Origin of the sequence: Psychrobacter sp. DAB_AL32B, assembly GCF_002224105.1 — a bacterium.
Classification (GTDB): Bacteria; Pseudomonadota; Gammaproteobacteria; order Pseudomonadales; family Moraxellaceae; genus Psychrobacter.
This window is the reverse complement of the sequence record NZ_NEXU01000004.1, coordinates 1-12,210: the sequence shown is the minus strand read 5'-3', so window position 1 is coordinate 12,210 and position 12,210 is coordinate 1. Positions and strand designations below refer to the sequence as shown.

The 12,210-nt window shown below is 42.7% G+C and carries 10 protein-coding genes; 7 read left to right on the top strand and 3 right to left on the bottom strand.

The window, feature by feature from the left end; genetic code table 11:
* The first annotated feature begins 64 nt into the window (after window positions 1–64).
* From CAN34_RS00315 to scpB, 3 genes are all read left to right on the top strand, one after another.
* Window positions 65–1,153, top strand: coding sequence for a tryptophan--tRNA ligase (locus CAN34_RS00315; RefSeq protein ID WP_089553952.1), 1,089 nt, complete (start codon window positions 65–67; stop codon window positions 1,151–1,153).
* 123 nt (window positions 1,154–1,276) lie between these two features.
* Window positions 1,277–2,104: a ScpA family protein gene (locus CAN34_RS00310; protein ID WP_089553970.1), complete on the top strand. Its 828-nt coding sequence runs from the start codon at window positions 1,277–1,279 to the stop codon at window positions 2,102–2,104.
* 57 nt (window positions 2,105–2,161) lie between these two features.
* Window positions 2,162–2,746 (top strand): SMC-Scp complex subunit ScpB, encoded by a 585-nt coding sequence (gene scpB, locus CAN34_RS00305; RefSeq protein ID WP_254423030.1) that lies wholly within the window; start codon window positions 2,162–2,164, stop codon window positions 2,744–2,746.
* Window positions 2,747–2,974: 228 nt separating this feature from the next.
* On the opposite strand, the gene lolA is transcribed toward scpB, so the two are convergent.
* The 3 genes from lolA to rplU all read right to left on the bottom strand — a co-directional run bounded on the left by lolA (window position 2,975) and on the right by rplU (window position 4,871).
* Entirely contained in the window at window positions 2,975–3,676 is a 702-nt protein-coding gene (lolA, locus tag CAN34_RS00300) for an outer membrane lipoprotein chaperone LolA (protein WP_089553951.1), read from the bottom strand.
* A 531-nt stretch (window positions 3,677–4,207) separates the two neighbouring features.
* Window positions 4,208–4,465 (bottom strand): 50S ribosomal protein L27, encoded by a 258-nt coding sequence (rpmA, locus tag CAN34_RS00295; protein ID WP_010199200.1) that lies wholly within the window; start codon window positions 4,463–4,465, stop codon window positions 4,208–4,210.
* 94 nt (window positions 4,466–4,559) lie between these two features.
* Window positions 4,560–4,871 carry a 50S ribosomal protein L21 gene (gene rplU, locus CAN34_RS00290; protein ID WP_010199185.1) on the bottom strand — a complete coding sequence of 104 codons (312 nt, stop codon included), beginning with the start codon at window positions 4,869–4,871 and terminating at the stop codon, window positions 4,560–4,562.
* A gap of 675 nt (window positions 4,872–5,546) precedes the next feature.
* Between rplU and CAN34_RS00285 the strand changes: the two genes are divergently transcribed.
* From CAN34_RS00285 to CAN34_RS00270, 4 genes are all read left to right on the top strand, one after another.
* Window positions 5,547–6,476, top strand: coding sequence for a polyprenyl synthetase family protein (locus CAN34_RS00285; RefSeq protein ID WP_217320601.1), 930 nt, complete (start codon window positions 5,547–5,549; stop codon window positions 6,474–6,476).
* Window positions 6,477–7,093: 617 nt separating this feature from the next.
* Entirely contained in the window at window positions 7,094–8,485 is a 1,392-nt protein-coding gene (locus CAN34_RS00280; protein WP_089553949.1) for an efflux RND transporter periplasmic adaptor subunit, read from the top strand.
* 35 nt (window positions 8,486–8,520) lie between these two features.
* A complete protein-coding gene (locus CAN34_RS00275) occupies window positions 8,521–11,820 on the top strand; it encodes an efflux RND transporter permease subunit (protein ID WP_089553948.1) in 3,300 nt (1,099 codons plus the stop codon).
* Window positions 11,817–12,086: a hypothetical protein gene (locus CAN34_RS00270; protein WP_254423029.1), complete on the top strand. Its 270-nt coding sequence runs from the start codon at window positions 11,817–11,819 to the stop codon at window positions 12,084–12,086. The genes CAN34_RS00275 and CAN34_RS00270 overlap by 4 nt, the downstream gene beginning before the upstream one ends.
* The last annotated feature ends 124 nt before the right edge of the window (window positions 12,087–12,210 follow it).

Sequence of the window (12,210 nt, the reverse complement as noted above, 5' to 3'; positions counted from 1 at the left end):
CAATAACCATACAGTTATAATAATTTGTTAAACAAAAATTTTATAAATAAATAACGGATTTTTCATGAATAATAACAATACCTCTTCTAACTCGCAAACCTCTGATACACCAGCCATCGTTAAGCGTGTTTTAACTGGCATCAAACCAACCGGTACTCTACATTTGGGTAATTACGTTGGCGCGATTCGTCCAGCAATTCAATCTATTCAAAATAGCGATGATGAAGCGTTTTTCTTTTTGGCAGACTATCATGGCATTATCGGCTGCTATGACCCTGCTATTATCCATGAATCCACCAAAGCCATTGCGGCAACTTGGATTGCCTGTGGTCTTGATCCTGAGCGTGTGACTTTTTATCGTCAATCAGATGTCCCTGAAATACCAGAGCTTGCTTGGGTTTTAAACTGCTCATGCGCAAAAGGCTTGATGAATCGTGCCCATGCTTATAAAGCCGCTGTCGATATCAATATGGAAAAGGAAGATGTCGATCCTGACCAAGGTATCAACATGGGTCTGTTTGGCTATCCAGTCCTCATGGCAGCAGATATATTGATGTTTAACGCCACTCACGTGCCTGTTGGGCGTGACCAAATTCAGCATATCGAGATGGCACGTGATATTGCGGGTACTTTTAACCATCGATATAAAACCTTATTTACGCTACCGTCTGCTGTCGTTGATGACAATATCCCGTTATTGACTGGTCTCGATGGTCGTAAGATGAGTAAAAGCTATAGCAATACAATCCCCCTATTTGGTGAGCCTAATCCGCAAGTAAGCCCCGAAAAACAGATGCATAAAGCCATCATGAAAATTGTCACCAACTCACAATTACCTGATGAGCCAAAAGATCCTGACGATTCGGCTGTTTTTGAGATTTATAAAGCCTTTGCAACTCCGCAAGAAATCGCTGATATGCGCGCACAATTTGCTGCAGGTATCGGTTGGGGCGATGCTAAGCAAGCCTTGTTTGAAAAAATAAATACTGAGATTGCGCCATTCCGCGCGCGCTATCAGGAACTCATGGCCAATCCAAAAGAGTTAGAAGAAATCTTACAATTGGGCGCAGAAAAAGCCCGTCGTCATAGTCGCAAACAATTAGATAAGACCCGCCGCGCTATTGGTATCCGTCCCCTTGCCAAACTTAAATGATCGTTTGTTCATGGTAATCAAGATAGATTTTAACTTATGCGACTAACCTCATACCAACGGGCTGAATCAAAAACACTAGTAAGTAGCATCAGCCCCACATCGGTTGAGGCTGATATTCATGATATGTCGCTGCGCATTTATCAAACGCCGGTACAGCATTTGCCAGAAGATCTATATGTGCCGCCGCAAGCGTTTGCCATTTGGCTAGAGCAGTTTGCAGGGCCGCTAGATTTTTTATTGTATCTGGTCAAAAAAAACAACGTTGATTTGACCCAAATGCCAATACTGCCCATCACGGAGCAGTATTTGGCTTATATTAGTGAATTGGATACCGCGCATTTTGAATTAGCCGGTGATTATCTGCTGATGGCGTCGACGTTAATTGCGATCAAAACCGAGCTGCTATTACCTAAGCCAGAAACGCCTACCGATGAACGCGATCCAAAAGCCGAACTGATTGAGCGCCTTGAGGAATATGCCCAAATCAAAGCTGCCAGTCAGCGTTTGGACAATTTAGTCCGACTTGAGCGCGATGTATTTTTAGCGATGGTTAGCATGCCTAGCCAAGATGTTATGAATGCAGAGCTGCCAAACTATTCACCGACATTATTGATTGATAGCTTATTTAAAATGCAGCTACAACCAGATTATCAGATGCATACCATTAAGGTTGACGCTGTGCCCCTTGCTGATCGTATTGCCAGTATTAGTCGGCAGCTAAGTACGGATGGTGCCCGCTCCTTTTATGAGCTATTAGATAAAGCTCAAGGTAAAATAGGCGTGGTCGTCAGCTTTGTTGCGGTGCTTGAACTAATGAAGCGTCAACTGATTGGTGTGGTCAATACTGATATCGATAGTAGCACTAACACTAGCACAGCAAATAACGCTGATGGTAATCTGTTTAATACTGACAACCACCTCGGAAAATTAACGTTACAGTGGTTAGTTTAATTTGCATTGGCTTAATCAAAGTTATCTCAATAAAGTGACCCTAATAAAGAAAAAACAATGAAAGACATAGCTCCACAATCAGCAACCTCACCTTCTTCGGTGGATAAAGAGCTACAGCAGCTCAATATAGTCAGCAAACATATTGAAGTGCTATTACATGCCTCAGAATCTCCATTGACCGCTAACACCCTAAAAAAACACCTTTCACTGTCTACTAAGACGTTAAATCAGGCACTAGAGTTACTACAACAACGCTTAGACACTGGTGTACTAAGTTTACATGAAACGGCCAGTGGTTATCGATTGCAAATCGCTGATAGCTATAGTGCCTTAATCCAGAGCGTCTTTCCACAACGTCAAGAACGCCTAAGCCAAGCGTTACTTGAGACACTGAGCGTGATTGCCTACAAGCAACCTGTGACACGCAGCGACATAGAACATGTGCGCGGTGTCACGCTTTCAAGCAATATCTTACGCCAATTATTTGATAAAGGTTGGATCGAAGAGAACGGCTATAAAGATACGTTGGGGCGCCCTGCTTTGTTGCATACTACAGCACAATTCTTAGATGCCTTTGGTCTGAGCCATTTAGATGAGCTACCACCGATGCCAGATATAGACGCCATTAAATCTATGTCTTAGGTTATGGAAACCTAGCCTTTTGAAGCTTAGCCTTTTGAAGCTTAGCCTTTTGAAGCTTAACATCTGGAAAATCAGCAGCTATAATTTAAAAGTTGAATAAAAATATCTTAGTAAAAAAATTATTTGAAATTTAATAGCCTATTTATACCCAAAAAAAGACAGATCCTGTAGGATCTGTCTTTTTTATAGATTAAATATCACTTAGCGATACTTATAATTGATTAACTTTTATTGATTAATGATATCAACACCTTTTGGTGGTGTGAACTTAAACTGACTGCTGCTGATGCTCGGGTTCAATTTAATGCTGCTAAACTTGATAGAAGTGGTTTGTCCCAAACTGTCATTTAATACCATCATCACTGGCTTACCGCCGCTAAAGCTCATTGATAAACTCTTAAAGCTGGCGCTGTCAGATTTCGGATACAGCACATAGTAGTTTTTATTGGCGTATGGCTGAGTGATTTTAAAGTTTTTATCAATCTTACTTGGATCACCTGATAGTAGTAGCGCTGGTGTATTACCGACTTGGCTATCTACATTTTGCTTGGTCGCTTGCTCTAAGTCCTTATCATAAACCCACATTGAGCTACCATTAGCCACAATCAGCTGCTCTGATGGTGATTTGGTTTCCCAACGGAAATTATTTGGTCGTTGCACACTCATCGTACCAGTGAAAGTACCACTGTTAGCACCCTTAGTGGTTTGGCTAAAATTAGCAGTCATGCTCTTGGTATTGGTTAAAAGCTTATTTAAATTCTTGGCTGCTGTTAAATTACTAGCAGGCGCAGCATGGGCAGATTGTGTTAATGCCATCATAGGTGCTGCAACGCCAAGCGTGGTCATCAAAATACCAGCTAGAGCACCGCCCATTACTTTTTGTTTTAGAGTTGTTGTCTGTTTAATCGATTGATTGGTCAATAAAGTCATTATAAATCCTCTCTCAAAATGCAAAATAGCATAAAAAATAAAACGTTTTATTAAATTTTTGTTTTCGGTAAATGTTTATCTCACAAGTATAAAATCGGTGTGATAAAACAATGAAGACAGTGTGCCAGTTTTTTTATTACGCGCCTAGTCATGATTTGCAATCTTTACTACCGCTGCCATACACGCTTGTAACCATTGCAATTACACTGTAAGAAACAGTATTTACCGTATTTTTGAATGCTTTTCATATAAATGGCATTCATAAATTTTTAGCTTTTACTTATAATATAGTCAGTCCTAAATAAAAGAAGTACGAATATTATAACGCGCTATTGGGATAAATTTTTCTTGCTTGCTGTGCCTACGCAGACAGAGGCTACAAAAAACTGATCCCAGCAGCACTGTATTCTTTTAAAATTCGATCAACTATAGTTTATAGAATAAAAAAGCCCTTACTACCAACTGGTAATAAGGGCTTTTTTTAGTCATCAAGTTATTTTATCCAAAAGATAAAAAAACCTAGATGGGCAACTAGGCGCTTTCAACCATCACATAACGACGGTTGAATTTACCTTTAGTCGCAAACTTTACCACACCGTCATTTAGTGCAAATAAAGTATGGTCACGACCCATGCCAACACCTTCGCCGGCGTGGAATTCTGTACCACGTTGACGAACGATGATGTTACCAGCGACGATGGCTTGACCGCCAAAGATTTTTACGCCGAGCATTTTTGGGTTTGAATCACGACCATTACGGCTTGAACCGGCAGCTTTTTTATGTGCCATGAGAAAATCTCCTTGTTAATGTGACTTATCGCTAATGCGACAACTCTTAAGCTTTTAGTGCGTTATTAATTATCAATAAATTGATAATCGTTAATTAAGCATTAATCGCTTTGATTTTTAACAAGGTATACCATTGGCGGTGACCTTGCTCTTTGTGGTAATGCTTACGACGGTTGTGCTTGACGATACGGATTTTTTCGCCGCGACCATGCTCAACAACTTCAACTTCAACGCTAGCACCTTCAACGATAGGTTGACCGATTTTGACAGTTTCACCGTCAACAATCATCAACACGTCTTCGAATTTGATCGTTGCGCCTGTTTCTGCTTTAAGTAGCTCAACTTTAAGCAACTCATCGACGACTACACGGTGCTGTTTACCACCAGTTTTGATTACTGCGTACATTGTATGACTCCGTTTAACCCGTGTGCCGTGGCTGATATCATACCAACACTTCGACGACGAACACGACAGGGAAAAATTAAAGGCAAGATTTTACGGCTTTTTGCTCATAAAAGCAAGCCGCGTCTCTTGTTTTTGTGTGGTGGTAATACCAACAGCCTACGCTCATATCAAACGCAATGTCATTGATTAACCAGCGTAATGTATATCGCTATTAATACAGACCGCCTAATAACAAGCAAGAATATTGGTTAAAATCCAACAGCGGCTATTATAACTTATCTAATCAGATACTTACAGTTTTTTATAGGCAAGCGCTCATTGTTAATAAATTATTGTTTATTCAACTCATAGATTAATGCATTCTAATCAGTTGTATTTTATCTTGTGCCCTTATAAATCAAGCTATATTAGCTAGAATCTAAAGCTATACCCTTCATTCTGCTATACTTAAATCAACAATTTATATAGACAGCTATGCTATTATGCATAAAACGATAGCTTGACCATAAATAGCTATTAAAACATTCTTTATTTTCATTGGTATGATTATTCACTATGACCCGTACTTCTCTATCTAACGCTGCAGCTCCACTATCCACTACGCCATCGATCAATTTATCAACAGCACCAAGCTATGCTGATATTCAAAGCATTGTTGCTGATGATTTTGAAATTATGGATAAACAAGTCTTTGGTAGTCTTAATTCCAAAGTTAAGTTGGTGATGAATGTATCACAGCACGTGATTAATGCGGGCGGCAAACGTATGCGCCCCTTAATTACTCTGTTGTGTGCACGGATGTTCAATGACGAGCCATCACAGCAAGCCATGCATTTGGCGGCGATTACTGAGATGTTACATACGGCAACGTTGGTACATGATGATGTCATTGATGAATCAGGACAGCGCCGTGGTAAACCAACTGCTAATGCCACTTGGGACAATGCGACAGCGGTGCTGGTCGGCGACTATCTGATTGCCCGCGCCTTTAACTTGTTGGTGGGTTTTCAAAGCTTACCATTATTGCAGGTGTTCTCAGATGGCACTTGTGATATTGCTGAGGGCGAAGTATTGCAGCTTCAACATCAGCACAATCCTGAAGCAACTGAAGAAGATTATCTAAATATTATTGATGGTAAGACTTCACGGTTATTCATGATGGCAACCCAAGGCGCAGCGATTTTGCAAGATCAAACGCAGCACTTGCAAGCGCTAGCTGATTTCGGTCAGCACTTTGGTAATGCCTTTCAGATCGTTGATGATGTGCTCGATTATAATGGCGATAGTGAATTGATGGGTAAAAACCTCGGCGATGATTTGGCAGAAGGTAAACCTACTTTGCCTACTATTAAAGCACTTGAGTTATTAAAAGACAGTAATAAAGAAGGTTATGAGCAATTACGTATTGCGGTGCAAACGGGTAAAACCCCAAATGCAGAACAATTGATTGCGCTAGTACGTCATTCAGGCTCGCTTGATTACTGTAAACAACGTGCTTTAGAAGAAACCAAACTTGCGCAACAAGCACTGAGTAGCTTACCTGACAATCGCTATCGTCAAGGACTGTATCAATTGACTGAACTTGCCAGCGCACGTTTATTATAATGAGCCGCTATTTATGGTTAAAACCACAAAGATAACTGTGCGCTTAAGTTATTACCTTTAAGTGCAGCGTCGTTATCATAAACAAGTATGATAACAACGCTGTCATCCTACTTTTTGTGATTGTCATTAATACTAAAACCAATCTAATTCGATTTATTATTCGCTAATATTTCAGGGTTCATAATTAAGTATTGCTAAAGCCAGTTTTTTCTGAACAGCTGATGCTTTGGGATGATTTTTCTACTAATATTCCTCAATCTCATCAAAAAAAACAAAAATTAACAATATTGTATTTCATCAACCACGATGAACTTTGTAATGTAATTTTGATGTTGTGCTTGTGTTTCCGATATGTCACGGGCATTTATCATACTAAAAGATGGTTATATGAGGTGCAATTGGTTTTTTGTGCCTTGACTGTGGGGTATACCCTATAGTTTATAATAATTCATTAAATTAAATTTACTTATCCGGTTATTGCGCATTTAACGGCCGACATACTTTGGCGGCGGTAAATGCATATTATTTTTTATATCTCATACGTTAAGATTTATCCATAAACTTTTTATACTGTCACTATTTATTATTATGTAATACTTATATTGTCGAGGACATTGATGAAGCATTCTTATCTTGCGCTTGTAATAGCAACTGTACTATCTGGAGCTGTACTGGTTGGCTGTGACAAAAAAGAGGACGCCGATGGTGCAGCGGCCGCACAGCAACAAATGCCGCCCTCCGTCGTCAACGTCCAAACTGTGACCTTTGTTACCGTACCACAAGTACAGACTTTTGCTGGACGCACAACGGCATACCAAACCGCAGACGTTCGCCCACAAGTAAACGGAATTATCGACGAAGTGTTGTTCCGTGAGGGCAGCAACGTCAAAAAAGACCAACCTTTATATCGTATTAATACTGACAACTACGCAACGTCTATCACCAGTGGTCAGGCGGCGATAGCACAAGCCGAAGCCAACTATCAGACAGCTTTGGCTAATAATGCCAATGCAAAAGCGGAGTTAGCCAGCCGTCAAGCGTCGCTATCACAAGCACAAAACGACTTACAACGTCTGCAAGGGTTGGTTGCTATCGATGCCATCTCAAAGCAGCAGTACGACCAAGCACAAACCGCCGTACGTACTGCGCAGGCCGCTGTACAAAGTGCTAATGCTGCTATCGGTCAATCGCAAGCGGGTATTGAAAGCGCAAAAGCAGGTATCCAAACGGCTAAGGCCAGCCTACAAGCCAGTACCTTAGATCTGAATCGTACGATCGTACGCGCACCTATCTCAGGTCGTACTGATCGCTCTAGCGTTACCGCTGGTACATTGGTCAGCTCTGGTCAACCTACTCCTTTGGTTACTATCTCACGCCTAGATCCTATCTATGTTGATATCAGTCAATCCTCTTCTGAGCTACTAAAATTGCGTCAGCAAATTTCTGCTGGCAAAGCTCAGGCAGGAATGAGCTCGGTTGAATTGGTGTTAGAGGATGGCTCAACGTATCCTGTACGCGGCGAGTTGGCGTTATCAGAAGCGAAAGTTGATGAGTCTACAGGGGCAGTGACATTACGTGCGGTATTCCCGAATAACAGCAATATCTTATTGCCAGGTATGTATGTTAGCGCCCGCTTGACCCAAAGTGTGATTACCAATGCAGCACTCGTACCACAAAGCGCAGTGATGCGCTCGACCAAGAGTGAAACGCAAGTTTATATCGTTGATGAAAACAATAAAATCCAAGTTCGTCCTGTCACGATTAATGGTACCTATAAAGGGCAATGGGTGATCACTGACGGCCTTCAAGCTGGCGATAAAGTAGTCGTTATCGGTGGTGCAAAAGTCAAGCCTGAACAAGAGGTCGTTGCGAAACCATTAGAAAATCCAAACCCTGAGCCTTCTGCAAAAGGGGCTGCTGCTAAAACACCACAGCAAGCTGCAAAAAATATGGATAAGTCTACCGATGGTAAAACTGCCAACAAACCGGCACAACCAGCCGCCAAATAATTCCATTCAAAGCTAGGAAGACTTAGGGATTTACTATGTCACGTTTTTTTATTGATCGCCCTATCTTTGCATGGGTGATGGCTATTTTAGTCATGCTCATCGGGATAATATCGGTTATCAACCTACCGATTGAGCAGTATCCAGCTATTGCGCCACCAACCGTCACGGTCAGCGCTAGCTACCCTGGTGCTAACGCTGAAACCGTTGAAAACTCAGTAGTACAGATTATTGAGCAGCGCATGAAAGGGCTTGATGGCTTGATGTACATGAAGTCGTCGAGTGCCTCAAATGGTAGTGCCTCTGTACAGCTGTTCTTTGAGAACGGTACAGATTCTGATACCGCACAGGTTCAGGTACAGAACAAATTACAAGCGGCAATGAGCTCGCTGCCTGAGCAAGTACAGCGTCAAGGCGTTAACGTTAACAAAGCCTCTGAAGGCTTTTTGGCCGTGTTTGGGTTTGTCTCCGAAGATGGCAGTATGGATCCTGCTGATATCGGTGATTATATCAACTCTAATGTCGTCGATCAGCTCAGCCGTGTTGAAGGCGTTGGTCAAGTCCAAGCGTTCGGTGCCTCTTACGCCATGCGTATTTGGCTCGATCCTGAACGTTTACGTGGCTATAGCTTGGTGCCATCCGATGTGGTCAACGCGGTACGTGCGCAAAACGCACAAGTATCAGCCGGTCAGTTAGGTCAAGCACCTGCTGATACTGATGAACAAGTTATTAATGCAACGGTCACCGTACAAAGCTATCTAAAAACGCCTGATGAATTCAAAAACATCCTACTAAAAACCGATACCTCTGGTGCACAAGTACGCTTAGGCGATGTTGCAAAGGTTGAAATTGGTAGTGAAAGTTATAGTACGATTGCCTTGTTTAATGGCCAACAAGCCGCTGGCCTTGCTGTCTCACTAGCGAGTGGTGCTAACGCGCTTGCAACTCGCGAATTGGTCGGTGATCGAGTTGCCGAGCTAGAAGCAAACTTCCCTGCAGGCCTAAAGTCAGTCATTCCTTATGACACGACCCCATTTGTACGCTTGTCTATTGAACAAGTGGTCAAGACCTTAATCGAAGCGATTATATTAGTATTTATCGTCATGTTTATCTTCTTGCAGAACTGGCGCGCGACTATTATTCCGACGCTTGCTGTACCTGTGGTACTGCTTGGTACTTTTGCAGTACTGTATATTGCAGGGTTCAGTATCAACGTACTGACTATGTTTGCCATGGTACTGTCCATCGGCCTACTGGTCGATGATGCTATTGTCGTCGTAGAGAACGTCGAGCGGCTATTGGAAGAAGACCAAAATATCTCTATCAAAGACGCTACGATACAATCGATGGGTGAGATTAGTAAAATCGTTGTTGGTATCGCGCTTATCTTATCGGCTGTATTCGTACCGATGGCCTTCTTTGGTGGCTCAACTGGGGTAATCTATCGTCAGTTCGCCATTACTCTTATTACCAGTATGGTGCTGTCAGCTCTAGTTGCTCTTATTTTCACCCCTGCCCTATGTGTGACCTTGCTCAAACGTAGTAAGAGCCATGAAAAAGGTAATTCTGAGAATCAAAAAGGCTTCTTTGGTTGGTTTAACCGCTCTTTCACCAAAACCAGTCGCTCTTATGAAAACTTCGTCGGTAAAAGCTTCCGCCTTAAATGGGTATACCTGATTGTCTATGCGGCGATTATTGGTATTATGGCAGTGGTATTCTTACGTATTCCTGGCTCTTTCTTACCAGAAGAAGATCAAGGTATTATGTTTACCGCCGTACAGCTCCCCGCTGGTTCGACACTGAATGAGACGCAAGCGGTGCTAGATAAAGTGAGCGCTTATTATAGCGGCCAAGAACCAGATAATGTGGAATCAGCGTTTACCATCGCTGGCTTTAGTTTCGTAGGACAAGGACAAAACGTCGGTATCGCCTTCGTAAAACTCAGCGACTGGGCAGATCGTAAAGGTGAAGACAATACAGCACGGGCAGTCTCTGATCGTGCACAGGGTTATTTCTTTACCCAAATTAACGAAGCGACTGTTTTTAATATTATCCCACCAGCAATTAGTGGACTTGGTAACTCTAGTGGTTTTGACTTGATGCTTCAAGACTCCGGTAACGTCGGACACGAAGGTCTGTTAGAAGCACGTAATATGTTACTGGGCATGGCTGCTCAAAACGATCAAGTAGCCGGTGTACGTCCAAACGGACAAGAAGATGCACCGCAGCTTAAAATTGATATTAACCAAGAGCAAGCCGCTGCTTATGGTCTATCCATGGCAAATATTAACAGTGTCATCTCAACCGCGTGGGGCTCAAGCTATATTAATGACTTCGTTGATCGTGGTCGTGTCAAACGCGTGTTTGTACAAGGTGAGCCTAGTAGCCGTACTAATCCTGATGATATCGGTAAATGGTATGTCCGTAACGACAGCAACGAGATGATCTCATTTGACGCTTTCTCTAGTAGTAAATGGGAAACTGGTTCACCGGGTCTCACGCGCTATAATAGTTTGGCGTCAATGAATATCCAAGGTAGCGCTGCTCCTGGTCTAAGTACTGGTGAAGCGATGGATGCCATGGAAGCGATGGTCGAACAGCTACCAGACGGCATCAGTTACGAATGGACAGGTCTATCATTAGAAGAGAAGAAGTCAGGTGCTCAAGCGCCAATGCTGTATGCAGTCTCTATCTTAGTGGTATTCTTATGTCTTGCTGCCTTGTATGAGAGTTGGTCAATTCCATTCTCAGTACTATTGGTGATTCCACTTGGGGTATTGGGGGCGGTGCTGTTTACTTGGTTCCGTGGCTTATCCAATGACATTTACTTACAAGTTGGTCTACTCACGGTGGTTGGGCTATCGGCCAAAAACGCCATCTTGATTATCGAGTTTGCGAGGGATCACCAAGAGGAAGGTTATACCTTAAAAGAGGCCGTCATGACCGCGGCGCGGCAACGTCTGCGTCCTATTATTATGACCTCACTTGCCTTTGGTCTTGGTGTTGTGCCATTATTCATCGCGACAGGTGCTGGTTCTGGTAGTCAAAACGCGATTGGTACCAGTGTCGTTGGTGGTGTCGTCACTGCTACCTTCTTAGGTATCTTCTTTATTCCGATGTTCTATATTTGGGTACGTAGCTTGTTTCCGTACAAATATGACACGCCGCCAAATGATGGTGGGAATACGCCTGACAGCTCTAACCCTGATAATCCAGACAATCCAGTTGGACCAACAGAGTATAATGAGCCACCGATCATACATGTTGACGACGATATGCAAAACATGACGCTCTCTAAGAGCTCTCAGCCTGCAAGCTTTGGAGATAATACACAATGAGTTTTAGTTATTTCGTTACCCCCAACTCAGCAACTAAGGCAGTCTCTTTGACTGCCCGCGTTAGCCAAAATAGCGGTCGTTTAATAGGCTTAACGGCATTAGCGATCAGCATGGCTGCTTGTAATACCATTCCAAAAGCGGATATGCGTCCTGTCCTTGCTGAGCCTAATATTCCTATCGGACAAACCTATGGGGCGTTCGATAAGGAAACCGTCAGTACGGCTGAGCAACCAAGCATTGCCAATCAACGCTGGCAGAACTTCTAATCCGACGTGCGTTCAAAAGGTCCGATTGCTTTAGGCCTTGCCCCTAACACAGACTTTGAACGTCACCGCTTGGACATTCAAATCGCCAGTGCACAAGAGCAATTTAAGCAATTCCGTGACTTCC